Annotated in this window: 26 protein-coding genes; 16 read left to right on the forward strand and 10 right to left on the reverse strand. The window is 70.4% G+C overall.

Translation table 11 applies throughout. From position 1 onward, the window contains the following. Positions 1-7: 7 nt before the first annotated feature. Positions 8-496, forward strand: coding sequence for a hypothetical protein (locus AC1MLT_RS06670; RefSeq protein ID WP_481034550.1), 489 nt, complete (start codon positions 8-10; stop codon positions 494-496). A gap of 55 nt (positions 497-551) precedes the next feature. Beyond that, positions 552-965, forward strand: a complete 414-nt coding sequence (locus AC1MLT_RS06675) for a hypothetical protein (protein WP_481034552.1) — start codon at positions 552-554, stop codon at positions 963-965. A gap of 70 nt (positions 966-1,035) precedes the next feature. On the opposite strand, the gene AC1MLT_RS06680 is transcribed toward AC1MLT_RS06675, so the two are convergent. The 8 genes from AC1MLT_RS06680 to flhD all read right to left on the reverse strand — a co-directional run bounded on the left by AC1MLT_RS06680 (position 1,036) and on the right by flhD (position 9,910). Then, entirely contained in the window at positions 1,036-1,791 is a 756-nt protein-coding gene (locus AC1MLT_RS06680) for an RNA polymerase sigma factor FliA (RefSeq protein ID WP_481034554.1), read from the reverse strand. A 35-nt stretch (positions 1,792-1,826) separates the two neighbouring features. Next, positions 1,827-3,491, reverse strand: coding sequence for a flagellar biosynthesis GTPase FlhF (flhF, locus tag AC1MLT_RS06685; protein ID WP_481034556.1), 1,665 nt, complete (start codon positions 3,489-3,491; stop codon positions 1,827-1,829). Beyond that, entirely contained in the window at positions 3,488-5,569 is a 2,082-nt protein-coding gene (gene flhA / locus AC1MLT_RS06690; protein ID WP_481034558.1) for a flagellar biosynthesis protein FlhA, read from the reverse strand. Before flhA ends, flhF begins: the two co-directional genes overlap by 4 nt. Next, on the reverse strand, positions 5,566-6,723 hold the full coding sequence (locus AC1MLT_RS06695) for an EscU/YscU/HrcU family type III secretion system export apparatus switch protein (protein ID WP_481034559.1): 1,158 nt from the start codon (positions 6,721-6,723) through the stop codon (positions 5,566-5,568). Before AC1MLT_RS06695 ends, flhA begins: the two co-directional genes overlap by 4 nt. A 115-nt stretch (positions 6,724-6,838) precedes the next feature. Beyond that, a complete protein-coding gene (motB, locus tag AC1MLT_RS06700) occupies positions 6,839-7,873 on the reverse strand; it encodes a flagellar motor protein MotB (protein WP_481034561.1) in 1,035 nt (344 codons plus the stop codon). Between the two features lie 117 nt (positions 7,874-7,990). Further along, positions 7,991-8,848 (reverse strand): flagellar motor stator protein MotA, encoded by an 858-nt coding sequence (gene motA / locus AC1MLT_RS06705; RefSeq protein WP_481034563.1) that lies wholly within the window; start codon positions 8,846-8,848, stop codon positions 7,991-7,993. 141 nt (positions 8,849-8,989) lie between these two features. Beyond that, positions 8,990-9,529, reverse strand: coding sequence for a flagellar transcriptional regulator FlhC (flhC, locus tag AC1MLT_RS06710; RefSeq protein WP_296315049.1), 540 nt, complete (start codon positions 9,527-9,529; stop codon positions 8,990-8,992). Between the two features lie 48 nt (positions 9,530-9,577). After that, a complete protein-coding gene (gene flhD / locus AC1MLT_RS06715) occupies positions 9,578-9,910 on the reverse strand; it encodes a flagellar transcriptional regulator FlhD (protein WP_481034565.1) in 333 nt (110 codons plus the stop codon). A gap of 611 nt (positions 9,911-10,521) precedes the next feature. On the opposite strand from flhD, the gene AC1MLT_RS06720 reads away from it, so the two are divergent. The 4 genes from AC1MLT_RS06720 (at position 10,522) to AC1MLT_RS06735 (ending at position 14,122) form a co-directional block, all read left to right on the forward strand. After that, a complete protein-coding gene (locus AC1MLT_RS06720) occupies positions 10,522-11,682 on the forward strand; it encodes a flagellin (RefSeq protein ID WP_481034567.1) in 1,161 nt (386 codons plus the stop codon). 149 nt (positions 11,683-11,831) lie between these two features. After that, the gene (gene fliD, locus AC1MLT_RS06725; protein WP_481034568.1) at positions 11,832-13,310 is read left to right on the forward strand and encodes a flagellar filament capping protein FliD; all 1,479 of its coding nucleotides are present in this window, start codon (positions 11,832-11,834) and stop codon (positions 13,308-13,310) included. Between the two features lie 66 nt (positions 13,311-13,376). After that, entirely contained in the window at positions 13,377-13,790 is a 414-nt protein-coding gene (gene fliS, locus AC1MLT_RS06730; RefSeq protein WP_481034570.1) for a flagellar export chaperone FliS, read from the forward strand. A 32-nt stretch (positions 13,791-13,822) separates the two neighbouring features. Further along, positions 13,823-14,122 (forward strand): flagellar protein FliT, encoded by a 300-nt coding sequence (locus AC1MLT_RS06735; RefSeq protein WP_481034571.1) that lies wholly within the window; start codon positions 13,823-13,825, stop codon positions 14,120-14,122. A gap of 8 nt (positions 14,123-14,130) precedes the next feature. Here the strand turns inward: AC1MLT_RS06735 and AC1MLT_RS06740 are convergent, their stop codons facing one another. Next, positions 14,131-15,204, reverse strand: a complete 1,074-nt coding sequence (locus tag AC1MLT_RS06740; RefSeq protein ID WP_481034572.1) for a tartrate dehydrogenase — start codon at positions 15,202-15,204, stop codon at positions 14,131-14,133. A 110-nt stretch (positions 15,205-15,314) separates the two neighbouring features. Here AC1MLT_RS06740 and AC1MLT_RS06745 point away from each other — a divergent pair, with 110 nt between their 5' ends. Next, positions 15,315-16,229: a LysR substrate-binding domain-containing protein gene (locus AC1MLT_RS06745; protein WP_481034573.1), complete on the forward strand. Its 915-nt coding sequence runs from the start codon at positions 15,315-15,317 to the stop codon at positions 16,227-16,229. A 31-nt stretch (positions 16,230-16,260) separates the two neighbouring features. Here the strand turns inward: AC1MLT_RS06745 and fliE are convergent, their stop codons facing one another. Then, entirely contained in the window at positions 16,261-16,566 is a 306-nt protein-coding gene (fliE, locus tag AC1MLT_RS06750; RefSeq protein WP_481034574.1) for a flagellar hook-basal body complex protein FliE, read from the reverse strand. Positions 16,567-16,739: 173 nt separating this feature from the next. Between fliE and fliF the strand changes: the two genes are divergently transcribed. The 9 genes from fliF to fliN all read left to right on the forward strand — a co-directional run bounded on the left by fliF (position 16,740) and on the right by fliN (position 26,059). Beyond that, entirely contained in the window at positions 16,740-18,542 is a 1,803-nt protein-coding gene (gene fliF, locus AC1MLT_RS06755) for a flagellar basal-body MS-ring/collar protein FliF (protein WP_481034576.1), read from the forward strand. 12 nt (positions 18,543-18,554) lie between these two features. Further along, the gene (gene fliG / locus AC1MLT_RS06760; RefSeq protein ID WP_481034577.1) at positions 18,555-19,547 is read left to right on the forward strand and encodes a flagellar motor switch protein FliG; all 993 of its coding nucleotides are present in this window, start codon (positions 18,555-18,557) and stop codon (positions 19,545-19,547) included. Between the two features lie 13 nt (positions 19,548-19,560). After that, positions 19,561-20,253 (forward strand): FliH/SctL family protein, encoded by a 693-nt coding sequence (locus AC1MLT_RS06765; RefSeq protein ID WP_481034579.1) that lies wholly within the window; start codon positions 19,561-19,563, stop codon positions 20,251-20,253. A gap of 22 nt (positions 20,254-20,275) precedes the next feature. Further along, entirely contained in the window at positions 20,276-21,634 is a 1,359-nt protein-coding gene (gene fliI / locus AC1MLT_RS06770) for a flagellar protein export ATPase FliI (RefSeq protein WP_481034930.1), read from the forward strand. A gap of 59 nt (positions 21,635-21,693) precedes the next feature. Continuing rightward, positions 21,694-22,158 carry a flagellar export protein FliJ gene (locus tag AC1MLT_RS06775; protein WP_481034580.1) on the forward strand — a complete coding sequence of 155 codons (465 nt, stop codon included), beginning with the start codon at positions 21,694-21,696 and terminating at the stop codon, positions 22,156-22,158. Beyond that, positions 22,155-23,840 (forward strand): flagellar hook-length control protein FliK, encoded by a 1,686-nt coding sequence (locus AC1MLT_RS06780; protein WP_481034581.1) that lies wholly within the window; start codon positions 22,155-22,157, stop codon positions 23,838-23,840. The genes AC1MLT_RS06775 and AC1MLT_RS06780 overlap by 4 nt, the downstream gene beginning before the upstream one ends. 212 nt (positions 23,841-24,052) lie before the next feature. Further along, positions 24,053-24,655, forward strand: a complete 603-nt coding sequence (locus AC1MLT_RS06785; RefSeq protein WP_481034582.1) for a flagellar basal body-associated FliL family protein — start codon at positions 24,053-24,055, stop codon at positions 24,653-24,655. A gap of 2 nt (positions 24,656-24,657) precedes the next feature. Continuing rightward, positions 24,658-25,662, forward strand: a complete 1,005-nt coding sequence (gene fliM / locus AC1MLT_RS06790; RefSeq protein ID WP_481034583.1) for a flagellar motor switch protein FliM — start codon at positions 24,658-24,660, stop codon at positions 25,660-25,662. After that, positions 25,652-26,059 (forward strand): flagellar motor switch protein FliN, encoded by a 408-nt coding sequence (fliN, locus tag AC1MLT_RS06795; RefSeq protein WP_481034585.1) that lies wholly within the window; start codon positions 25,652-25,654, stop codon positions 26,057-26,059. The genes fliM and fliN overlap by 11 nt, the downstream gene beginning before the upstream one ends. Positions 26,060-26,185: the final 126 nt, after the last annotated feature.

The following is a 26,185-nucleotide window of genomic DNA, read 5'->3' on the forward strand; positions in this document are numbered from 1 at the left end:
CCCACGCATGGACACACCGCAACAGTTCGCCCACATCAAGGGTTGGGGCGCCGACCTGGACCCGGCAAACCGTCCCGCCTATCCCAAGGAGCGGACGCCGCCCCGGCTCGATCCGCCGGTGCGCTGGCAGGAACCACCGGCGCAGACGCGCTATGTCGAGGTGCTGCGTTCGACCGAGCGACCGGCCATGACGCCGGTCTTCGGCAGCGGCCAGCCACCGCGCGGCGTGAGCGGCAGCGTGCGCCGCTTCGCCTTCGGCTTCAGCGAGAACGACCTGCGCCACTGGCTGCTGCTGCTGCTGGCCGATCGCATCGACGTCGGCGAGGGACTGGTCGAGGATCTGGCCCGGGGCCACGTGCCACGCATCTATTCGGAGATGGGCGGCCGCGCCGAGCTGACCCACAACCCCATGGGCGCGGCCAAGAAGGCGCTGACCGTGGCGGCGGTGCTCGGAGCCGTCTATCTGGTCACGCGCCGTCGCTCCAGCCGGCGATGAAGGCCGCCGTCTTCATGTTGTCATTTCCACGCAGACGCAGAACCAGGAGATCCCCATGAGCCCATCCGCCCCGCCATCGGCCACCGACACCCCGGCCTTCACCTTTCCGACCGCCGACCGGCACGACGAGAACGCATTGCCGGCATCGGCGCCCAAGGTCGACCATCCCACGGAGGAGGCGCTCGACCACGGCATCGAGGAGTCGTTCCCGGCCAGCGACCCGGTGTCGGTCAGCGTCACGAGCAAGCTGCCAGCGGCATCGGGCGGCGGCGGGGGCAATGGCGCGGCGGCCGGCGGTCCCACCGGCACGCAGCCGACCGCGCCCGGCGACGACGCGCCGCCCGGCACGCCGGGCACGGGCGAGAGCCTGTGCCGGACCTGCGGCGGCAAGGGCACCACCGAGGACGGCAAGCCCTGCCCGACCTGCCAGGGCACGGGCAAGGTGAACGTCGGCATCGGCGGCGGCTGACGCGACCACGACGGGCTGGTCCCGGGCATCCGGCCCGGTGAGGGCCCGGCCGGGCGGCGTGGCGCCCGGCTCAGTGGCCGCGCATCTTCGAGCGCAGCCGCGCGATCGACTGGCTGTGCAGCTGGCAGATCCGCGACTCGGTCACGCCCAGCACGGCGGCGATCTCCTTGAGGTTCATGTCCTGCTCGTAGTACATGCCCATGATGTAGCGCTCGCGCTCGGGCAGCGTGTCGATGGCGGCGACCAGCGCGGTGCGCAGGCGCTGGTCCTTCAGCAGACTCATCGGATCGGCCTCCGTGTCGGCGACGGTGGTGTGGCGGTCCAGGAAGCCGTCGTCGTCCTCGCCCTGCCCGCCACCCCCCATGTCCTCCAGGTAGACCAGCTGCGCGCCGCGCACCCGGCCGAGCAGGCTCTGGTACTCGGCCAATGGCAGCTTGAGTTCGGCGGCGATCTCGGACTCGACCGGCGCGCGGCCCAGGCGGTGCTCGAGGCGGGTGACGGCCTTCTCGATGTCCTTCTGGCTCTTGCGCGAGCCGCGCGAGAGCCAGTCGCCCTCGCGCAGTTCGTCGAGCATGGCGCCCCGGATGCGCTGCGTGGCGAAGGTCTCGAACTGCACGCCCTGGCTGGGCTCGTAGCGCGACAGCGCCTCCGCCAGGCCGATCATGCCGACCTGGATCAGATCGTCGACCTCCACGTTGGGTGGCAGCTTGGCGATCATGTGGTGCGCGAGCCGCTGCACCAGCGGCACGTACTGCTTGATCAGGGCATCGCGGCCGAGTTGGCCACGCGCCGTGTAGGTCGGAGCGGAGAAGGTGCCTGCGTGCATGGGTCGAGGTTCCGGAGTCGGGCCGCGCGAGCCGGTCAGAGGGCGCAGGCCGCGGGCGAAAAGTAGAAGTCCATGTCGGCGGCCACCGGATCGATCGGCGTGCGCTGGCCGGCATGCATCGACAGGTCGACCAGCTCGCGCGCATCCGCCGCCTTCCAGTCCTGCGGCACGCGCTGGCCGTCGGTCACGCCGCGCAGCGTCATGCGATGGCGCATCAGCACGTCGAGCGCCGGGCCGATCTTGGCCGCCTCGTCGATCTTGGAGAGCACCGCCTGGTAGGTGCCATCGGCCGTGAAGGCGGTGGCGATCTCGTCGAGCGTGTCGCCATGCGCGCCGGCGTTGAGCACCACGACGCGCTTGATGCCGGGCACGTCGATCAGGTCGAGCAGGTCGCGGCGCTGCGGGTCGCGGGGCGCGATGCCGGCGGTGTCGACCAGCACCAGGCGCTTGCCCGACAGCAGGCTGAGCATCTCGACGAGCTCGGCGCGATCGTGCGCCTGATGGGCGACGATGCCCAGCTCGCGACCGAAGGCGCGCAGCTGCTCGTGCGCGCCGGCGCGCTGGACGTCGAGCGTGACCAGGCCCACGCTGGCCGCTCCCCACTGGCTCGCGCACTGCGATGCCAGCTTGGCGATGGTGGTCGTCTTGCCGACGCCGGTGGCGCCGATGAGGGCGAAGGTGCCGCCCTCCTCCACCATGGATGGGGCCTGCGGATCGATGCCCAGGCGCCGCTCCAGCGTGCGCAGCATGGCGTCGGCCAGGTGGCCGTCGTCGTCGGCCTGGTCGATGCCCGCGAGCGGCTCCAGCACCTCGCGCGCCAGGGCCGGCGAGTAGCCGGCGCGCACCAGCCTGAGCATCAGGTTGGAATGCACCGGATCGCGCCGCGCATGGCCGAGCCAGGAGAGCGTGTTGAAGCGTTCCTCCATCAGGCGCTTCATGGCGTCGAGTTCGGCCATCAGCACGCGGGTCGCATCGGCGCCCACGCCCACGCCGGCCGGCGCCGGCTCGGACCCGGCGGGTCGCACGACGATCGGCGCGATCGATGCCATCGGCGCGGACGCGGCGATGGACACCGGCGCCGGCACCGGAGCGGGTTCGGGGATCGGCGCGGCCGGCTCCACCAGCTCGCGCGCCACCGGCGCCCAGGCGGCGGCCATCGGTTCCGGCTCGAGGACGGCGGCCACGGAGGGCGGCACCACCGGCGCGAAGGCCTGGGGCTGGGCCTGGGACCGGACCGGTGCCGGCATCGGTGCGCTCGCCGGCGCCATGGCGGCGGGTGCCGATTCGGTCTGCCGGCGCAGCATGCGTTCGCGCACATAGTCCTGGAACGACAGCGTGCTCATGGCCAGCTGCTCGACATCGGCCTGCACCACCTCCTCAGTCGTCGCGCCGCTGGTGGAGACCAGCGCATAGGGCGACGACGCGGCAGCGGCGGCCTGGACCGGGCGCCGGGCGACCGGCGCCGCCGGTACCGCCGCCCACGACGGCGCCAGCGGCTGCGGTGCCGGCGGCTGCGATGGCGACTGCGTCTCCGACCGCAGCACGCCCAGCGGCGACAGCGCCTCCTCGGTCGAGGCCATGACCTCGACGCCGGTGCCGGTCTGCCGGTTCGACAGGATCAGCGTCGCGTCGCCGAAGGCAGCGCGCGCCAGGGCCAGCGCTTCGCGGGCGGTGGGGGCGTGAAAGCGTTGGATGTTCATGCGTTGGCTCCTCGCAGGATCGGACCGATGCGGATCGTGTGGGTTTCGGGAATCTCGCTGTGCGCCAGCACCTGCAGACGCGGCGCGGCACGCTTGACCAAGCGCGCGATGGCGCCGCGGATGCCGTCGGGCACCAGCAGGCAGGCCGGCACGCCGCGCTCTTCCTGGCGCAGCGCGACCTCGGCGGCGGTGCGCGTGAAGACCTCGGCCACGCCGGGATCGAGCGCCGGCGAATGGGGGTTGCCCAGCGCCTGCATCAGCAGCCGCTCGAAGCCCGGCTCGATGGCGATGACGTCGAGCTCCTTCACCGGGCCGTAGATCTGCTGCACGATGGCCGGAGCCAGCGCGGTGCGCACGCGGCGCACCAGCTCGATCGGATCGGTGGTGCTGCCGGCGTTCTCGGCCAGCGTCTCGACGATGGTGCGGATGTCGCGGATGTTCACGGACTCTTCCAGCAGGAGTTGCAGCACCTTCTGGAAGGTGGCGATGGAGACCAGCTTGGGTACCACCTCCTCGATCAGCTTCGGCGCCAGTTTGCTCACGTGTTCGACCAGTTGTTGGGTTTCCGTGCGGCTCAGCAACTTGGCGGCCTGCACTTGCATCAAATGTGACAGGTGAGTGGCCATCACGGTCTCCGAATCAACGACCGTGAAACCGCCCATTTGTGCGGCTTCCTTCTGCCGCTCCTCGATCCAGTGCGCCGGCAGGCCGAAGGCCGGGTCGGTGGTGGCGGTGCCCAGCAGCGGCATCGTGATGCCGCCGGGATTGATCGCCAGGTACATGCCGGGGAAGGCCTCGCCCTCGGCCACCACGACGCCGCGCAGGGTCACGCGATAGCCGCTGGGCTTGAGTTCGAGGTTGTCGCGCACGTGCACCGCCGGCGGCAGGAAGCCCACCTCCTGGGCGAACTTGCGGCGCACGCCCTTGATGCGCGTGAGCAGGTCGCCCTGGCGGTCCTTGTCGACCAGCGCGATCAGGCGGTAGCCGAGTTCCAGGCCCAGCGGATCGACCGGCAGCAGGTCGTCCCAGGTCGCCTCGGCATCGGCGGCGGGCGCGCCGGCGACGACTTCCGGCGCCGCCACGGCCGGGCGCCGGTGGCTGGCCCAGGCGCCATAGCCCAGCAGCGCGGCCATGGCCAGGAACACCACGTGCGGCATGCCCGGGATCACGCCCAGCAGGCCCAGGATGCCGGCCGTGAGGCCCAGCACGCGCGGCGAGGTCAGCAGCTGCTGGATGATCTGCTTGCCGACGTCGTCCTCGCGGCCGACGCGCGAGATCACCATCGCCGCGGCGACCGAGATCAGCAGTCCGGGGATCTGCGCCACCAGCGCGTCGCCCACCGCCAGCAGCACGTAGGTGTCGGCCGCCTTGCCCGCCGACAGGCCGTGCTGCAGCACGCCGATGGTGAAGCCCCCGACGATGCTGATGATCAGGATCAGGATGCCGGCGACCGCATCGCCGCGCACGAACTTGGAGGCGCCGTCCATCGAGCCGAAGAAGTTCGCCTCCTCGGCCACCTCGAGGCGCCGGCGCCGGGCCTCCTTCTCGTCGATGTTGCCGGAACTGAGGTCGGCATCGACCGCCATCTGCTTGCCGGGCATGGCGTCCAGCGTGAAGCGCGCCGACACCTCGGCGATGCGCTCCGAGCCCTTGGTGACGACCACGAAGTTGATCACCACCAGGATCGCGAAGACGATCAGGCCGACGGCGAAGTTGCCGCCGATGAGGAAGTGGCCGAAGGCCTCGATCACCGCGCCGGCCGCGCCCGGGCCGGTGTGGCCCTCCAGCAGCACGACGCGCGTGGAGGCGACGTTGAGCGACAGGCGCATCAGCGTGGTGAGCAGCAGCACGCTCGGGAAGGCGGCGAAGTCCAGCGGCCGCACCATGTAGGCCGCGACCATCATCACCATCAGCGCGACGGCGATGTTGAGCGTGAAGAACACGTCCAGCAGCCACGGCGGGATCGGCAGCACCATCAGCGCCAGGATCGAGATCACCAGCAGCGGCGCGGCCGCGCGCTGCAGCACGCCACCGTTGGCGCCCATCCACTGGCGGGCGGAAGCGAAGTTCTGGATCATGGCGTGGGCGCGGCGGTGGCGGTCTTCTTGTGGAGCGGATCGAGTTCGGGCGGCACGAAGGGTTCGGGCACCGAAGCCGGCATGGGGCCCTCGCCGCGCAACGCGGCCTTCAGGCGATAGACATAGGCCAGCACCTGGGCCACGGCCGTGTAGAGGCTCGAGGGGATCGACTGGTCGATCTCGGCATGGGCGAACAGCGCGCGCGCCAGCATCGGCGACTGCACCACCGGGATCCTGTGCTCGTTGGCGATGTCGCGGATCCGCATGGCCAGCAGGTCGGCGCCCTTGGAGATCACCTGCGGGGCGCTCATGGTCTGGTCGTCGTAGCGCAGCGCGACGGCGAAGTGCGTCGGGTTCATCAGGATGAAGTCGGCCTTGGGCACGGCGCCGATGCTGGCGCGCTGGACGATCTCGCGCGCCGCGTTGCGCTGGCGGCCCTTGGTGTGGGGATCGCCCTCGGATTCCTTGTGCTCCTGCTTGACGTCCTCGTGCGACATCTTCAGCTTCGCGCGATGGAAGAAGCCCTGCAGCGGCACGTCGACCACCGCCGCGGACAGCACCACCAGCAGCATCAGCCCCATGCCCGCCACCAGCCAGTCGCCCAGGGTGCGCAACGCGGCCGGCGCCGGCTCCAGCACCATGCGGGCCACCGTGTCGATCGAGCCGCTGAGGAACATCCAGCCGGTGGTGCCCAGCAGCGCCGACATGAACACCAGCTTGGCGACGTTGAAGAGCTGCTGCTTGGAGACCAGGTTGGTCAGGCCGGAGATCGGATTGAGGCGGCTGAAGTCGGGCGTGATGGCCTTGGCGCTGGCGACCCAGCCACCGGCGGCCACCGTGCTCACCACGGCCGCCGCCATCACGATGCCGGCGAACACCGTGCACGCGATCAGCCCGAGGCCGGCCAGATGGGCCAGCCGCGCCAGCATCTGCGCCGGGTCGGACACCGTGGCGGCATCGAAGACCAGCGCCTGCGCGAGCGCGCCGCGCAGGAGCTCGAAGCCGGTCGGCGCCAGCAGCATCAGGGTGACCGCGCCGGTGCCCATCACCGCCAGGTGCGAGAGGTCGCGCGAGCGGGCGACCTGGCCGTCCTTGCGGGCCTGGTCGAGCTTGCGCTGCGTGGCGGGGAGATTGCGGTCCTGGCTGGATGACATGGCGGGCGGTGTGCGTTGCCAGGAATTGTCCGCAGCCGGGTCGAAATCTAAAGGCGGATCAGAGGGGGAAAACGGCGCCTTTCAACCGGTCCGCAACTGCCCGGGGGCGCCGCGCTCAGCGCCGCGCGGCGGTCTCGGCCGCCACCTTGGCGGTGCCGCCGGCGGGCACCTCGGCCGCCTCGCGCGCCGGGGCCTTCGGCGCCGCCCTGGCCTGCTCCTTCTCCTGTGCGCGGACCTGGTCGGCGATCGCCTTGACGGCATCGTTGCCCTCCATGGCCGGTCCGCCCAGCAGGCGCGACTCGCCCTCGCGCGTGAGCACCGTGATGCTGATGCGCCGGTTCACGGGGGCGAGCTTGTTGTCCTTGTCGAGCAGGTCGCTGGCGGCCACGCCGACCACCCGCACCAGCTTGTCGTCGGGCATGCCCGAGGCCACCAGCTCGCGCCGCGAGGCATTGGCGCGGTCGGCCGAGAGCTCCCAGTTGCCATAGCCCCGGTCGCCGTTGCCATAGGGCGCGGCATCGGTGTGGCCGGCCAGGCTGACGCGGTTCTCGATGCCGTTGAGCGCGGTGCCGATGTCCTGCAGGATGGTGCGCATGTAGGGCTTCACCAGCGCGCTGCCGCTGTCGAACATCGGGCGGTTCTGGTCGTCGACGATCTGGATCTCCAGGCCGTCGATCGACATCTGCAGGCGGATCTGCGAGCGGTACTCGCGCAGCTTGGGGTTGTTCTCGATCAGGTCCTCGATCTTGGCGCGCAGGGTCGCCATGCGCTTGGCGTCCTGCTGGCGCGCCAGCTCGCTCTTGCCCGCCTCGTCGGGCTTGGACTTGGCCTCGCCCTGCGCGCTCTTGATCTCGCCATGCGTGCGCGAGAGATCCTTGCCGCCGCCGGTGACGATGCTCGAGCTGCTGCCCGATCCGGGTCCGCCGGACATCTCCACCTTGAGCGGCGAATGGAAGTACGACGCGATGCCCTGCAGGTCGCCCTTGGCGGTCGAGCCCAGCAGCCACATCAGCAGGAAGAAGGCCATCATGGCCGTCACGAAGTCGGCATAGGCGATCTTCCAGGCCCCGCCGTGATGCGCGTGCGCCGCCTTCTTGACGCGCTTGATGATGATCGGCTGGAGCTTCTTCGCTCCCTGTGCGGTCGCCATGTCAGGATCCTTTTCTCATGCCTGGGACACCGTGGAACCGGTTGCGCCGGGCCACCGGTGTCGCCCCCTCGAAGGGGGTGGGCGAAGCGACGCGAAGTGCGCGCAGACCGGGGATGGTCATTTCTTCTTCACGTACGTCTCGAGCTCGCTGAAGCTCGGGCGCTCGGTCGAGAACAGGACCTTGCGGCCGAACTCGATCGCGGTCGTCGGGTTGTAGCCCTGCATGCTGGCCAGCAGGGTCGTCTTGATGCACTGCAGTTCCTTGGAGCCGTCCTCGACCTTCTGCTCCAGCAGACCGCCCAGGGGCTCGACGATGCCGTAGGCCAGCAGGATGCCCAGGAAGGTGCCCACCAGCGCCGAGCCGATCATCCCGCCGAGCACCGCCGGCGGCTGGCCGACCGATCCCATGGTGTTCACCACGCCCAGCACCGCCGCCACGATGCCGAAGGCCGGCAGGCCGCCGGCCAGGCGCGCGATCGCCGCCACCGGCGCGTGCGCCTCGGAATGGTGGGTGTCGATCTCGCTCTCCATCAGCGCCTCGATCTCGTGCGCGTTGAGGTTGCCCGAGACCATCATGCGCAGGTAGTCGGTCGTGAACTCGACCACGTGGTGGTCGCTCGCGAGCTTGGGGTACTTCTGGAAGATCGGCGAATCCTGCGGCGTCTCGACATCCTTCTCGATCGACATCAGGCCGTCCTTGCGGGCCTTCTGCAGGATGTCGTAGAGCAGCGCCATCAGTTCGAGATAGCGCGCCTTGGTGTACTTGGAGCCCTTGAAGGCGCTCGGCAGCAGCTTCAGGGTGCTCTTGAGCACCTTGGGCTGGTTGTTGACGACGAAGGCGCCGATGGCGCCACCGCCGATCACCATCAGCTCGATGGGCAGCGCGTGCAGCACCACGCCGATGTTGCCGCCGTGGATGATGTAGCCGCCGAAGATGCAACCGATCGCGACGAGATAACCGATGATGACGAACATGGGATGCGGGCCTGACTTTCTACTTCAGTAGCCTGTATTGGGCCGTGTCGAGGGCCCGGACGGTCCATGAATAAGGGCCCGCGAAGGGCCCCTGTTCCGGTCTTAGATAGCGCCCGCTCACGCGGTCGCCGGCGGCTTCGCCTATTGCAGCTGGATGCTGCCGGCGGCCGCGCCCTTGCCCGCGCGTGCCGGCGGCTCGCACAGCCCGCAGACGAAATGGCGCGCGTTCTCGTAGGGCTCGGTGACGAAATGGCCGCCGCAGCGCGAGCACGGGGTCATGGCCAGCATCTGGTTCTCCATGAAGCGCACCAGGCGCCAGGCGCGCGTGATCGACAGCTGGGGGTCGAGGCCGCAGACGCCGACCTGCTCGGTGTAGAGCTGGTAGGCCTTGATCAGCGCGTCGATGCCCTCGAGCATGCTGGTCTTGGCCAGGTAGGTGTAGATGTTGTGGAACAGCGAGGCGTGGATGTTGGGCTGCCAGGTCAGGAACCAGTCGGTCGAGAACGGCAGCTGGCCCTTCGAGGGCGACTTGCCCGCCACTTCCTTGTAGAGGCGCAGCAGGCGCTCATAGGAGAGTTCGGTCTCGCTCTCCAGCACCTGGAGCCGGGCACCCATCTCGATCAGGCTGACCGCCCGCTCGATCTGGCGCGATTCACCGAGGATGCTTTTCTGTGCAGGCATGAGTGACGGGCTCCGTGGCTGGGGAAGTGAAAGGCGGGAACGACGGGATCAGATCGAGGCTTCGGCGAAACGGCTGGACATCAGCAGGTTCGCATGCAGGCGGGCGGTCGACTCGTTGGCGGTGCGCGTGGGCAGGTTGTGCTGCGTCAGCAGGTTCCAGACCATCTCGTCGTCGGCGCGGAAGCGGCACAGCAGCATGTTGCTGGCGGCCAGCTTCATGATCTGCGAGGGCGACAGCATCACGATCAGGTCGGCCGATTCCTCCGAGATCCCCAGGCGGAACAGCGCCTGCGCCTTGTCCTGACGGATCAGGCTCTGGGACAGCATCAGGTAGGTGAGGTTGGCTTCCTTGATCTCTGCCAGCATTTGTTCGCTCGTCATCTTGTGCCTTTCGCGGACCGAAGTCCTGTCGTTCGATGAAGCGATTGTGGAGGGCGTAACAAAAACTTTAATAGGCAAAGAACCGTTAACTCGGGCTGGTTCTCCGACAAGCCGGCAAGGCAAATTCCTACATCCAAAGTACTCTTGTAAAACAAATGAATACATAAATACGTTCTCAATCGATTTTGTGAACTTGATTTATGTAATCTTTCATACTCGTTACGCTTTGAAATACAAAAACTTTAAATCTTTCGACTTCGTTCCAGAAACGAGTCTGGACGGCCTCGGCAGGCTCAACTTTTTTGTAACACGTCGATAAATTCACACTATTTTTGTTGTTCTGAACCGACGAAAAGGGCCGTTTTCGCGAATTTCAGGTCTTGTCCGACAACACCCCTGGCGCTTCGTAGGGGTATCCCGCGCGCTTATCGATCGATCGGCGGATTTCTTGAGGGCCAAAAGAAAAAATAAAAAGGCTAAAGACTGCGGCCGGTCCGCCCGAAAACCACACATCGGGCCTCGCAGCGAGGTTTGACCCGCAAGCCAGTGTCAGTGACTGGCGTGACATTGGCAGCGATGCCGCAACTCAACAGCTTGAAGGAAATCTGGACATGACCTCCGTCATCAATACCAACATCAACTCGCTCAACGCCCAGCGCAACCTCGGCGCAAGCCAGACCTCGCTGACGACGTCGATGCAGCGCCTGTCCTCGGGCATGCGCATCAACAGCGCCAAGGACGACGCCGCCGGCCTCGCCATCTCCGAGCGCATGACCGCCCAGATCAAGGGCCTGACGCAAGCCGGCCGCAACGCCAACGACGGCATCTCGCTGGCGCAGACCGCTGAAAGCGCCCTGGGCACCATCAGCAACAACCTGCAGCGTGTTCGTGAGATCGCCGTGCAGTCGCGCAACGCCACCAACTCCAGCGACGACCGCGCCGCCCTGCAGAAGGAAGTCGTCCAGCTCAAGTCGGAAATCGACCGCGTCGCCACCCAGACCTCGTTCAACGGCACCAAGCTGCTCGACGGCAGCTTCAGCGCCCAGGCCTTCCAGGTCGGCGCCAACCAGGGCGAGACCATCAGCATCGCCAGCGTCGCCAACGCCAAGATCGACCAGCTCGGCACGTGGACGTCGGTGTCGACCTCCGCTGCCACGGTCACCGGCACTGCGCCGGCCGCGGCCGGAAACATCGCCGCCAACGCGTTCAGCATCAACGGCGTCAACATCGGTGCCGTGACCGCCGGTGCGGACGTCAAGGGCCAGGGCGCCAACGTCGCCGCGGCGATCAATCTGAAGACGGCCGACACCGGCGTCACGGCAACGGCTGACGCCACGACCGGCGCCATCACGCTGAGCTCCACCGGCCCCGCATCGATCGTCGTCGCGGGCACGGTCACCAACACCGGCCTGACCGCCGCAACGACGACCGCCGCCACCGTCGCCGGCACCTCCCAGACCGGCTTCTCCACCCTCGACGTCTCCACCACGGCCGGTGCCGACAACGCCATCCTGGCCATGGACGCCGCGCTGAAGTCGGTCAACTCCTCGCGCGCCGACCTCGGTGCCATCCAGAACCGCTTCGAATCGGTGGTTTCCAACCTCGCCAGCTCGGCCGAGAACCTGACCGCCTCGCGCAGCCGGATCACGGACGCCGACTTCGCGGCCGAGACCGCCAACCTGTCGCGCTCGCAGATCCTGCAGCAGGCCGGCACGGCGATGGTGGCCCAGGCCAACCAGCTGCCCCAGGGCGTGCTGTCGCTGCTGCGCTGATCGCGGCCGCAAAGACGGAAACAGGGGGCTCTTCAGGGTCTTCCTGAAGGGTTTGGCCCCGGGCGGCGAACGGAGAATTCCGTTCGCCGCCTTTTGCATGACGCATCCGTGGCGTGAGCGCTACCTTCGACAAGCAGAGGACAAAGACCATGGCAACCATTTCATCGGCCGGCATCGGCAGCGGGCTCGATGTCGACGGCATCGTCACCAAGCTGATGGCGGTGGAGAAGCGGCCGCTGACCTCGCTGCAGACCAAGGCCAGCACGATCGACAGCAAGATCTCGGCCTTCGGCACCATCAAGTCGCAGCTCTCGTCGCTGTCCGACGCCGCCGGCGCCCTGGCCAAGGCCGCGATCTGGGACGGCAAGACGGCCGCCACGGGCAACGCCGCGGCCATCTCGGCCTCCCTCACCGGCACCGCCACCGCCGCCATCAGTTCGTTCGAGGTGTCGGTGTCCACGCTGGCGCGGGCGCAGACCGCGGCATCGGCGGCCGTCAGCCCGCCGGGCTCGGTCGTGGGCAGCGGCAGCCTGTCGATCTCGCTCGGGTCCTGGAGCGGCGGGCCGACGCCCGCCTTCACGCAGGGCACGGCGGCCGCCATCACGGTGGCCGTGACGGACACCGACACCATGAGCAGCATCGCCACCAAGATCAATGCGGCCGGCGCCGGCGTCTCGGCCACGGTGATCAAGGATGCCGCCGGCGAGCGGCTCATGATGCGCTCGAGCACCACCGGCGAAGCCGCGGGTTTCCGCATCCAGGCCACCGACGACGGCACCACCACCGGCCCCGGGCTGGACATCCTGGACTTCGACGATCCGGCCGGCGGCCGGGGCATGGGCGCCGGCGTGCAGTACGGCCAGAACGCCAAGGCCACCATCAACGGCATCGACATCAGCTCGCCCACCAACACCCTGGCCGACACCGTGGCCGGGGTCTCGCTCACGCTCTCGCAGGTCACCACCACGCCGGTGCAGATCGACGTGACGGCCGACACCAGCGCCATGCGCAACGCGATCAAGACCTTCGTGAGCGCCTACAACGCCACGAACGACATGTTCGCCGCGGCCACCAGGTACGACCCGACCACCAAGACCGCCGCCCTGCTCCAGGGCGACGGCACCACGCGCGGGCTGCAGAACGCCCTGCGCAGCATGGTGGGCGCGGCCTCGGGTGGCGGCGCCATCACGCAGCTGTCGGACCTGGGCATCGAGGTCAGCAAGGACAAGTCCGGCAAGCTGGTGGTCGACGAGGCCAAGCTCACCAAGGCGCTCGCCGATCCGGCGGCGGTGCGGCAGTTCTTCGCGGCCGACACCACGGCGACGGCGGCGGCGACCACGTCATCGACATCGACGACCACCGACGTCCGCGTCGGCTTCGCCGCCCGCTTCTCCGCCTTCGCCCAGGAGGCCGTCGGCGCCAGCGGCTCGCTCAGCACCAAGACCGAATCGCTGCAATTGCAGAAGACCGCCAACGAGAAGGACCAGGACCGTGTCAACACGCGCCTGACCCTGACCGAGTCGCGCCTGCGCAAGCAGTACTCGTCGCTCGACACCACCGTCTCGTCGCTGACGGCGCTCAACAGCTACATCACGCAACAAATCGCACAGTGGAACAAGTCGGATTGAAACGGGCCTTGAGTTCCCGCACCGCCTGCCGATAACAAGAACAAGAACTGCAAAGGACAACGCGCCATGTACACCCCTCCCAGCCTCCGCGCCGCCTCGGCCTACAAGACCGTCGGCGCCCAGTCGAGCGTCGATGGCGCCGATGCCCACCAGCTCATCGTGCTGCTCTTCGACGGCCTGCTGCAGTCGGTCAACGCGGCGCGCGGCGCGCTCTCGCGCGGCGACGTGGCGACCAAGGGAGTCCAGATCCAGCGCGCGGTGCGCTTCCTGGAGGAAGGCCTCAAGGGCGGCCTGGACGACAAGCGCGGCGGCGAGCTGGCGCAACGCCTGCGCGCGCTCTACGATTACTGCATCCAGCGCCTGACGCAGGGCAATGCGCGCAACGACGGCAACGCCTTGGCCGAGGTCGTCGCGCTGATCACCCCGGTGGCCGACGGCTGGAAGGAAATGGGCCGCCAGCGCAGCGCGCAACCCGCGTGAACGCCATGCAGCACACCCGAATCGAGGCCCCCATGCAAGACCGTCTGCTCGACTATTACACCGCCATCGAGGAGGCCAGCAGCCAGATGCTGCGCGCCGCCCGCCGCGAGGACTGGGACGCCGTGGTGCGCTGCGAAGGCGTCTGCGTCGTGCTCATCGAGCAGTTGCGCTACAAGGCCCGCTCCGAGGACCTGCCGCGCGAGGACCGCGCCGAGAAGATGCGCGTCATGCAGCGCATCCTGCGCCACGACGCCGAGATCCGCACGCTGGCCGAGCCCTGGCTGTCGCAGTTCGACCAGCTGCTCGACCCGCGCACGCAGCAGGTGCACTGATCGTTCGATCAGTCGCCGGCCACGATCGCCGCGATCGCTTCGCCGACTTCGGTGGTCGAGGCGGTGCCGCCCAGGTCGCGCGTGCGGGGGCCACGCGCCAGGACCTGTTCGATGGCCGACAGGATGGCGTCGTGGGCGGGCTTGCAGCCCAGGAAATCCAGCATCAGGGCGCCGGACCAGATCATGGCGATCGGGTTGGCGATGTTCTGGCCGTAGATGTCCGGCGCCGAGCCGTGCACCGGTTCGAACAGCGAGGGGAAGGCACGCTCCGGATTCAGGTTCGCCGAGGGCGCCAGGCCGATGGTGCCGGTGGTCGCCGGTCCGAGGTCCGACAGGATGTCGCCGAACAGGTTGCTCGCCACCACGACATCGAAGCGCTGCGGCTGCATGACGAAGCGCGCCGTCAGGATGTCGATGTGCTGCTTGTCGACCGTGATCTCCGGATAGCCCTGCCCCACCGCGTCGGCGCGGCCGTCCCACCAGGGCATGCTGATGGCGATGCCGTTGCTCTTGGTGGCCACGGTCAGGTGCTTGCGCGGGCGCGACTTGGCCAGCTCGTAGGCGTACTTCAGCACGCGGTCGGTGCCGAAGCGGCTCATCACGGTCTCCTGCACCACGATCTCGCGGTCGGTGCCCGGATACATGATGCCGCCGAGGTTGGTGTATTCGCCCTCGGTGTTCTCGCGCACCACGAAGTAGTCGATGTCGCCCGGCTTGCGGCCGGCCAGCGGGCACGGCACCCCTTCGAACAGCCGCACCGGGCGCAGGTTGATGTACTGGTCGAACTCGCGCCGGAACTTCAGCAGCGAACCCCACAGCGAGACGTGGTCGGGCACGGCGGCGGGCCAGCCGACGGCGCCGAAGTAGATCGCGTCGAGCGGCTGGAGCTGCGCCTTCCAGTCGTCCGGCATCATCTGGCCGTGCTGCTGGTAGTAGTCGCAGCTGGCCCAGTCGATCGGCTTGAAGTTCAGCGTCAGGTCGAAGCGGCGGGCCGCGGCCTCGAGCACGCGGACGCCTTCGGGAATGACTTCCTTGCCGATGCCGTCGCCGGGGATGAGTGCGATGTCGAACGGACGATTCATGGGTGCGTGTCTCCTGGATGCGGATGCGGGGATGGAACGGAAGCCCGCAGTGTCGTCAATTCACGCTCGCTCTACTATGGGGTGTTTCGTCAATCGATCGTGCACGTCCCGTGAACAATACGCCCGCCACCGACGACCTGCGCGTCTTCGTCACCGTGATCCGCCAGACCAGCTTCCGCGCCGCCGCGCAGGCCCTGGGCGTGTCGCCCGCCTATGTGACCAAGCGCATCCGCCTGCTCGAGACCCAGCTGGCGACCCGGCTGCTGCATCGCACGACGCGGCGCGTGACCGTGACCGAGGAAGGCGAGCGCGTCTATGTCTGGGCCCTGCGCGTGCTCGACGACCTCGACAGCCTGGTGGAGGAAGTCGCCGCCGCACGGCGCGCCCCGCGCGGCCTGCTGCGGGTCAGCGGGAGCTTCGGCTTCGGCCGCCAGGTGGTGGCGCCGGCCCTGGCACGGATGATCGCCGCGCATCCGACGATGGCGGTGCGGCTGGAACTGTTCGACCACCTGATCGACATCGCCGGCGATGGCTTCGACCTCGACGTGCGGGTCGGCGACGCCATCGCGCCGCAGTTCATCGCGCGCCGGCTGGCGGCCAACCACCGGGTGCTGTGCGCCGCGCCGGAATACCTCGCGCGCCGTGGCGCCCCGCAGTCGCTGGCCGACCTGGCCGCGCACGACTGCCTCGTGATCCGCGAGCGCGACCACCCGTTCGGCGTCTGGAAGCTGGAGTCGGCCGGCGGCGGGATCGAGACCGTCAAGGTGACCGGCCCGATGTCGACCAACCATGGCGAGATCGCCGTGCAGTGGGCGGTGGAGGGACGCGGCATCGTGTTGCGCTCGATCTGGCAGGTCGGCCCGCTGCTGCGCGAGGGCCGCCTGGTGCGCGTGCTGCCCGAGCACCGCCAGGAGGCCAACGTCTGGGCCGTGTACCCGACGCGGCTGGCCCATTCGGCCAAGGTGCGGGTCTGCGTGGAATTCCTGGAGCGCTCGTTCGCCGGCCTCGACCACGGCCTCCACTGAGGCGCGGACCGGCGGCGGCGGCACGGGCCGCCTACACCTGCATGTTCATGATGTCGCTGTAGGCCTGGACCATCCGGTTGCGCACGTGCAGCGTGGCCTGGAAGCCGATCTGCGACTTCTGGATCGCGACCATGGTCTCCTCCAGGCCGACCTTGGGATTCTCCAGCTGCACCTCGCGCTGCATCGAGGTGGCCTGGTTCTGGGCGCCGCTGACGGCGCCCAGGGCGCCCTTGAGGGCGCCGGCGAAACCCCCGTCGGGCGCGGACTCGACCGCGCGGGCCGCATCGGCGGAGCGGGCGACAAGGGGGACGGTGACGGGTGCGAGACGAAGTTCCATGGCACCGATGCTAGGGGTCGACGGCTTTTCCGATCCCCGGGAAATGACGGTGAAAGCAGCGCTTTATCGGGCTTATGGAAGCCGGCGCCAATCGAATAATCGCTGCCAGTGGAAGGCCGCCGGCCATCCGCACCCCGCCCGCCGCCATCGCCGCCCACCCTCCGATTGCACCCATGTCCGCTGTCGCCGATCTGCCTGTCGCTTCCTTTCCCGCCGCCGCGGCTCCCGCCTGGGGCGGCCGTCTCGCGACCATGGACCGCCGCAAGCGCCTGCGCCTGGCGCTGGGCGTGGTGGTGCTGGTGGCCGTGGCGATCGCCGCCGTGGTGCTCGGGCGCCAGCCGGACTGGCGCGTGCTGTTCGCCAACCTGAGCGACAAGGACGGCGGCGCCGTCGTCGCCCAGCTGACGACCATGAACATCCCCTACAAGTACGCCGAGGGCGGCGGCGCGGTCATGGTGCCGGCCGACAAGGTCCACGACGTGCGCCTGCGGCTGGCCTCGCAGGGCCTGCCCAAGGGCTCGGTGGCGGGCTTCGAGCTGATGGAGAACAGCCGCTTCGGCATGACGCAGTTCCAGGAGAAGCTCAACTTCCAGCGCGGCCTCGAAGGCGAGCTCACACGCTCGATCCAGGCGCTGGGCTCGGTGCAGAGCGCCCGCGTGCACCTGGCGCTGCCCAACCAGAACGGCTTCTTCCGCGAGCAGCAGAAGCCCTCGGCCTCGGTGCTGCTGACGCTCTATCCGGGTCGCTCGCTGGAGCGCTCGCAGATCGCCGGCATCGTGCACCTGGTGGCCTCCAGCGTGCCCGAGCTCGCCCCGACGGCCGTCAGCGTGCTGGACGACAGCGGCAAGCTGCTCTCGGACAGCGGCAACGCCGGCGATGCCGCAGGCGCCGTCGACGGCCAGCAATTGCAGTACCGCCAGCAGCTCGAGCAGCTCTACACCCGCCGCATCCTGGACATCCTGGAGCCGGTGGTGGGCCGCCAGAACGTGAAGGCCCAGGTCACGGCCGATGTCGACTTCTCGCAGACCGAGGCGACCTCGGAGGAGCACCGGCCCAACCTGACGGCCGAGACCAGCGCGGTGCGCAGCCAGCAGACGGTGGAAGTGACCGGCGCCGGCGCCGGCGGCGCCGCCCCGGCCGGCGGCGTGCCCGGCGCCACCACCAACCAGCCGCCTGGCCCCACCACCGCCCCGGTCAACGGCGCCGCCGCGCCGCTGGCGCCGACGGCAGCCACGGCCGGCGCGGGTGCCGCCACGGCGGCGGCTGCGGGCGCCAAGACGCCGGGCAAGCGCGAATCGATCACCAACTACGAGGTCGACAAGACCGTGAAGACGGTGCGCAACGCCACCGGCCAGATCCGCCGCCTGAGCGCCGCCGTGGTCGTCAACTACCAGAACATCGCCGATGCCCAGGGCAAGAGCAGCCCGACCGCGCTGTCGCCCCAGCAGATCGAGCAGATGACCGCGCTGGTGCGCGAGACCATCGGCTTCAGCAAGGATCGCGGCGACTCGGTCAATCTGATGAACGCGCCGTTCCTGGTCGACGCCACGACGCAGGCGCCGGAGCTGCCGCTGTGGAAGAAGCCCGAGACGCTGGAGCTGGTGCGCAGCCTGGCCTGGCCGATCGGCCTGGCGGTGATCGGCACGATCGTGCTGTTCGGGCTGGTGCGCCCGGGCCTGAAGGCGATGGCGGTGGTGCCGGCGCCGGCCGCCCTGCCCGCCCCCGGCACCGCCGGCGCGCTGGCCGCGCCGGGCGCCACGCTCGACGCCATGCTGGCCGAGGAGCCCTCGCGCCCGGCGCTGGCCTCGCCCGGCAACGGCGCGGCGCCCGCGCTGGCCGCGACGCCCGAGGTGGTGCCCGAGCAGGCCCGCCTCGAGGGTGCCCGCCAGATGGCGCGCGACAACCCCGGCGCGGTCGCCAACATCGTCAAGAGCTGGGTCAACGGCGATGCCGCCGCGACCCCGGCGGGCGCCTGATCCGACATGGCCATGGACGAACAGGGACTCAGCGACGCGGCGATTCTGCTGATGTCGCTCGGCGAGGAGGAAGCCGGCCAGGTGCTGCGCCACCTCAGCCCGCGCGAGGTGCAGAAGATCGGCGAGACCATCGCCAAGACCCGCGCCGTCTCGCGCGAACGCCTGGGCGAGGTGGCCGACCGCTTCGTCACCGCCACCGCCGGCCAGAGCCTGTTCGCGGCCGACACCAGCGACTACGTGCGCGCGGTGATGCAGCGCGCGCTGGGCACCGAGAAGGCCGCCATCCTGGTCGACCGCATCCTGCAGACCGCCGACCTGACCGGCATCGAGAACCTGAAGTGGATGGATGCCGCCTCGGTGGCCGAGGTGCTGAAGGTCGAGCATCCGCAGATCGTGGCGGCGATCCTGGTGCACCTGGAGCCCGAGCACGCCTCGGCCATCCTGGTCGCGCTGCCCGAGACGCTGCGCGCCGAGGTGCTGCTGCGCGTGGCCACGCTCGAGGGCATCCAGCCGGCCGCGCTGGAGGATCTCAACGAGGTCATGTTCCGGGTGCTGGCCGGTGGCGGCAAGATCAAGAAGGCATCGCTCGGCGGCGCCAAGACCGCCGCCGGGATGATCAACATGCTCGGCGCCGGCGTCGACACCCTGGCGATCGACGCCATCCGCCAGCACGACCCCGACCTGGCCCAGCAGATCGCCGACCTGATGTTCGTCTTCGACGACGTCATGAAGCTCGACGACAAGGCGCTGCAGCTGGTGCTCAAGGAAGTGGCGTCCGAGACGCTGATCGTCGCGCTCAAGGGCGCGGCGCCGGCGCTGCGCGACAAGTTCCTGGCCAACATGTCCTCGCGCGCGGCCGAGTCGCTGCGCGAGGACCTGGAGTCGCGCGGCCCGATGCGGCTGTCCGAGGTCGAGGCGCAGCAGAAGGAGATCCTGAAGGCGGTGCGCCGCCTGGCCGACGACGGCCAGATCACCCTGGGCGGCGGCGGCGGCGGTTTCGTCTGAACGAGAGGAAGCCATGAAGACCGCCCTCATCCCCAGCGAGGACATCGCCGGCTTCTCGCACTGGCGCTTCGACCGCGTCGGCGCCCCGGCTGCGAACGCCATGCCGGCGGAGGACGCCCGCGAGATCGCGGCGGCCCACCAGCAGGCGCTGTGGCAGGCGCACCAGGACGGCCTGGCCGAGGGCCGCGCCAGCGGCCGCGCCGAAGCCATGGCCGAGGCGCAGGCCCAGCTGGAGACCTACTTCGCCACCCATGGCCAGGAGACCGCCGCGCGCCTCGCCGCGCTGCTCGCCGGCGCCGAGTCCGGGCTGGCTCAGGCGCAGCAGGACATCGCGCGCGGCACCCTGGAGATCGCCTGCGCCGTGGCGCGCCAGGTGCTGCGCCACGAGATGGCGACCCAGCCGCGCGCGCTGGAGCCGGTGGTGCGCGAGGCCCTGGGCCTGCTGATGGCCGACGGCCGCAATGCCGCCGTGCGGCTGTCGCCGGTGGACTTCGAATCGCTCGACGCCCATCTGCGCGCCGAGTTCGCCGGCCAGGCGGTCAGCATCGTCGCCGACGCGGCGCTCGCCCCGGGCGACTGCCGCGTCGAGTCGGCCGGCGCCGTGATTGATGGCGGCATGGCCACGCGCTGGGCCCGCGCGGTCGCCAGCCTGGGGCTGGACATGCCCTGGCAGCCGCATCCCGCGGAGCGCGACCATGGCGCCTGAACGCGCCGTCTGGCAGCGCTACATGGCCGATGCGCAGGCGCGCGTCGAGCGCGCGCCCGGGCTCGAGGTCCACGGCACGCTCACGCGGCTGGCCGGCCTGGTGCTGGAGGCCACCGGCATCCGCTCGCCGGTCGGCTCGCAGTGCCTGATCCACCAGGAGCACCAGTCGCCGGTGCTGGCCGAGGTGGTCGGCTTCTCCGGCGACCGCGCCTTCCTGATGCCGGCCGGCGACGTGCACGGCCTGTCCAGCGGCGCCGGCGTGGTGCCGGCCGCGCCCTACGTGCCGCTGCCGCGCCTGGGCGAGCCCGAGCACGACGTCGCCATCAGCATCGGCGCGCTGCGGCTGCCGCTGGGCGCCGGCCTGCTCGGCCGCGTGGTCGATCCGCAGGGCCGGCCGATGGACCACCAGGGCCCGGTCACCGACGTCAAGGCCGAGCCCATGGATCGCCGCCCGATCAACGCCATGGACCGCGATCCGGTGCGCGAGCCGCTGGACACCGGCGTGCGCGCCATCAACGCCCTGCTCACCGTCGGCCGCGGCCAGCGCATCGGCCTGTTCGCCGGCTCGGGCGTCGGCAAGAGCGTGCTGCTGGGGATGATGGCGCGCTACACCGAGGCCGACGTGATCGTGGTCGGCCTGATCGGCGAGCGCGGGCGCGAGGTGAAGGAATTCATCGAGGACATCCTGGGCCCCGAGGGCCGCGCGCGCTCGGTGGTGGTGGCCGCGCCGGCCGATGCGCCGCCGCTGCTGCGCATGCAGGGCGCGGCCTATGCCACGGCCATCGCCGAGCACTTCCGCGACAGGGGCCAGCACGTGCTGCTGCTGATGGATTCGCTCACCCGCTACGCCATGGCGCAGCGCGAGATCGCCCTGGCCATCGGCGAGCCGCCGGCCACCAAGGGCTATCCGCCGTCGTGCTTCGCCAAGCTGCCGCAGCTGGTCGAGCGCAGTGGCAACGGCCTCAACGGCGTCGGCTCGATCACCGCCTTCTACACCGTGCTGTCCGAGGGCGACGACCAGCAGGACCCGATCGCCGATGCCGCGCGCGCCATCCTCGACGGCCACATCGTGCTCTCGCGCAGCCTGGCCGAGGAGGCGCATTTCCCGGCCATCGACATCGAGCAGTCGGCCTCGCGCGTGATGCACAACGTCGTCTCGCGCGAGCACCTGGCCGCCGCGCGCGACTTCCGCGCCACCTACTCGCGCTATCGCAAGAGCCGCGACCTGGTGCGCCTGGGCGTCTACGTGGCCGGCAGCGATCCGGCGCTCGACCAGGCGATCCGCCGCCAGCCGGCCATGAGCGCCTTCCTGCAGCAGACCATGCACGAGGGCGCGCCCCTGGCCGCCAGCATCGGCCAGATGGCCGAGGCGCTGGGCTGAGCCGCATCCGGCCGCTCCCGCAACCCCCCTCTTCCCTTTGCGCTCCGGAGAACAAGCTCATGAACCGAACCAACGGCCTGGAACTGGCGCTCTCGCAAGCGCTGGAGCGGCGCGACGCCGCCGCGCGCGTGGTGGCCCAGGCCCGCCAGGGCTGGATGGCCGCGCGCGCGCAGCTCGACCAGCTGGAGACCTATGCCGGCGAATGCACCGATCGCTGGGCCGCCAAGCAGGTCGGCTGCATGCCGGAGATCATGCGCCACCACTACCAGTTCATGGCCCGGCTGACCCATGCCATCGTGCTGCAGACCGGCATCGTCGGCGAGGCCCTGGCCGGCATCGACCGCGAGACCGGTGTCCTGCGCGAGGCCGAGTCGCGGCTGGAGAGCCTGCGCCAGCTCAACGAGACGCGCCTGCGCGGCGAACGCCAGCTGCAGGACCGGCGCGAGCAGAAGCAGTCCGACGAGAGCGCTTCCCTGCAATACCGCCGGATGGTGGAGAGCCGCCTGGCCGGAGGCGCGCTGTGAGGACCGTCGAGTCGCAGGGCGGCGGCGCCCTGGCGGCCCTGGTCGCGCCCGCGCCGGCATCGCGCTCGCCGGAGCGGAGCGCGGCCGACGCGCGTGGCGCCGGTGCCGGCTTCCGCGCCGCCCTGGCCGCCGCCGAGCCACCGGTGCGCGAGCGGGCCGCCGCGCCCGTCGAGTCCCGCGCCCCGGCCCGCGCCGAGACGCGCCCGCCGCGCGCGGAAGGCGCGCGGACCGAAGCCGGCGCCGAGGCGCGCCAGGCCGAGGACGCCCGGGCCCGGGCGACCCGCGACGAACGCGAAGCGGCCGCCGACGCGGCCGCGCCAGGTCGCGACATGTCGCAGACGCGGGACGCGCAGCGGCTCCAGGACGCAGGGAAGGACAAGGACGCCAAGGACGCCCAGGACGCCCAGGCGGCGCCGGACGACGCCGCGCCCGCCACGGTCGACCACGCCCTGTTGCTGGCGCAGAGCGGCCTGGTGCCGGCGGGCACCCTGCCCGCGCTGCCGGAGCCACCACCGGGCACCGGCCCGGCGCGGTTCGCGGGCGGCCCCGATCCGCTGGCGCTCGGCGCCGTGGCGGGCGATGGCTTCGCATCCGGGGCGACGCGGCTGACGGGCATGGCGGCGGCCGTCACGGGCGGCGCCATCGACCTCGGCGCGGCCGGCGTGGCGGGCGGCTTCGGCGTGCCCGGCATGGCGGGCGGCATGGCCGACGGCGCGACCGGCGCGGCCGCCGGCGGCGCGGCGGCGGCGGCGTCCGGCCAGCCGGCGACCTGGCGGCCGGCCGCCACGGCGCGCAGCCGGACCGGTGGCGTCGATGCCGTGACCACGGCGGCGGCCACGCCGGCGGAGGCCACGGCGACAGCCGCCGGCCCCATCGCCGCGCGGCTGGCCTCGGCGGCGCTGCGGGACGCGGCCTCCGATACCGGCGCGGCGGCGGCGCACACGCCCGCCACCCTGCTGCAGCAACGCGCCGTGGCGCAGGACGCCACCAGCGGCGGCGCCGGCGCCACGGCATCGGCATCGGCCGCCACGGCGGCAACGGCCGCGACGGCCGCGACGATCGATGCCGCGCTCGCCGCCGGCATCGCGCTGGCGCCGTCCCAGGCCGGACCGCGCCGTGGCGACCGCGCGGGCGGCGCGACCGGCGAGTCGGAAGGCGCCGCCGGCGCCGTGTTCGGCCAGGCCGGCGCGATGTCGGCCGGCCCGGCGGCGACGGCGGCGAGCGGTTCCATCGCGGCACCGACGGCCGATGGCGCCTCGGAGCGCCTGATCGACCAGTTCGGCTGGTGGCTGGCGCAGAAGACGCAGAGCGCGGAACTGACGGTGGATGTCGGCGGCCAGCCGGTGTCGGTCAGCGTCAGGGTGCAGGGCAACGAGGCCCAGGTGGTGTTCCGCAGCGATGCGCCGGAAGCCCGCCAGGCCTTGGCCCAGGCCCTGCCGCAACTGCGCGACATGCTCGGCAGCGAAGGCCTGGTGCTGGCCGATGCCTCGGTCGGCGGCCAGGCCGCCGGGGGCGGCGCGGCCGCCGATGGCGGGCGTGGTGGCGATGACGCGGCGCGTCAGGCGGGCCAGGCCACCGCTACGAGCGGCGGCGACGCCCGCGCGTCGGCCCTCGCACCGGTCGCCACGGCGGCTCCGGCGCGCGGCGCCGCCGGCCGACGCGCGCTCGACCTCTACGTCTGAGCCTGAGCGGGTCCTCGCTTCGCGACCCCGCGAAGCCGGATCCGAAGGCGCCGTAAAGCGCCGCTTTCCCGTCCTTTTTCCCGCGCTTCGCCCTCGTCGATCGCTCGAATAATCGATGCCACGCCGCCAGCGCGCCGGTCCTCCGTCGCACGCCGCCCGGCATCGACATCCGTCACCAGCGACGAACGAACGAACGAAAGCAAGGAAACACCGTGTCCGCCAAAGCCGCCGATTCCGCCACGGCCACCGACAAGCCCAAGGGCAAGGGAAAGAAGGGCCTCGTCATCGCCCTGCTGGCGGGCCTCGTGCTGGCCGGTGGCGGCGCGGGTGGCGCCTGGTACTTCATGCAGAAGAAGGGCCACGACGCCTCGGCCAAGGAGGAACCCGCGCACGAGGAGGAGGCTCCGGCCAAGCCCGGCGCCGCGCCGGTCTACCTGGCGATGGAGAACATGGTGCTCAACCTGGCCGACCCCGGCGGCGAGCGCGTCGCGCAGGTCGGCATCACGCTGGAGCTGGAGAACGAGAAGACGGTCGAGAAGATCAAGACCCTGATGCCCAAGGTGCGCAGCGGCGTGCTGATGCTGGTCTCGCAGCGCACCTCCGACGAACTGCTCAAGCGCGACGGCAAGGAGAAGCTCGCCATCGACATCCGCGCCGAGGTCTCCGACGTGCTCGGCTACGAGGTCGAGTCCTCGAAGCCGGCCAAGGCCAAGGGCGATGGCGCGGACGACGAGGAGCCGGCGCCGCGCCGCAAGAAGCGCGCGGCCTACAGCCCGGTGCAGGGCGTGCTGTTCTCCGCCTTCATCGTCCAGTGACCATGACCACCGAGACCCCGATCCTCGACGAGGCGCCGGTGGCACCGGCCGCCGAGCCGGCGCCGGCGGCCGACGACGCGGTGGCGCGCATGGCCGCCGCGGCGGCGCGCGACTACGACCTCTCGGTGGCCGACCGCCTGGTGCGCCGGCCGATGCCGACGCTGGACATCGTCAACCAGCGCTTCCTGCGCCACCTGCGCGGCGGCGTGTTCCAGTTCGTGCGGCGCAGCGCCGAGATCTCCATCGCGCCGGTCGAGATCTCGACCTATGCCGAGTTCGTCGGCGCGCTGCCCTCGCCCACCAACTACAACGTCGTCTCGCTGCAGCCGCTGCGTGGCCATGGCCTGGTGGTGTGCGAGGCGGCCCTGATCTCGGCGTTGGTGGATGCCCTCTACGGCGGCGCCTGCCGGCTGCAGACGGTGATGGAGGGACGCGACTTCTCGCCCACCGAGCTGCGCGTGATCCAGCGCCTGGTGGGCATCGTCTGCGGCGAATACAACAAGGCCTGGAAGGAGATCTATCCGCTCGAGCTGGCCTACCAGCGCAGCGAGACGCATGTCCAGTTCCTCAACGTGGCGGCGCCGGCCGACAAGCTGGTGGTGACCACGCTGCGCTTCGTCATCGGCGACTTCGAGGGCGCGGTGCGCATCGCCATCCCCTATGCCGTGCTGGACCCGATCCGCGACGTGCTCTATGGCGCCCAGCAGGCCCAGGCGCTGGCCGAGGACCGGCGCTGGGTGACGCTGCTGACGCGCGAGATCCAGGCCGCCGAGGTCACGCTGGTGGCCGAGCTGGCGCATCCCGAACTCACCATCGGCCAGCTGCTGGCGATGAAGCCGGGCGACTTCATCCCCTTCGACCGCGCACCCCGTGTCGTCGCCTCGGTCGACGGCACGCCGGTCTTCGCCTGCCACTACGGCACCCACAACGCGCATTACGCGCTGCGCATCGACGAATGCCTTCGCGGGGACGACCCGCACTGGCTTGGAGGAACCCATGTCCGCTGAACAACAACCGGTCTTCGAAACGAATGCCGACGATGCCGCCGACGCCACCGCCGGTGGCGCGGCCTGGGCCGAGGCGCTCGACGCCGGCGCCCCGGCGGGCCCGACCCCGGCGGCCGATGCCCAGGCGCCCCTGCACGACATCCAGCGCGTGCTGGACATCCCGGTGCAGCTGACGGTCGAGCTGGGCCGCAAGAAGGTGCCGATCAAGCACGTGCTGCAGCTCGGCCAGGGCTCGGTGGTCGAGCTCGACACCCTGGCGGGCGAGCCGATGGACGTGCTGGTCAATGGCTACCTGGTGGCGCAGGGCGAGGTGGTGGTGGTCAACAACAAGTTCGGGATCCGGCTGACGGATGTGGTCACGCCGTCCGAGCGCCTGCGCCGCGTCAATCGTGGATGACTTGGCTCACCCCCAGACTTCGCGCACTGCGTGTCGCTGCGCCTTCCCCCTTGCAGGGGGCAACACCGGCGGACCGGCGGAGCCGGTTCCGCGGTGTTCTGGCGAGGGGCGGGGCGTTGAGGGCCC

Source organism: Variovorax sp. PEI5, from assembly GCF_056679935.1.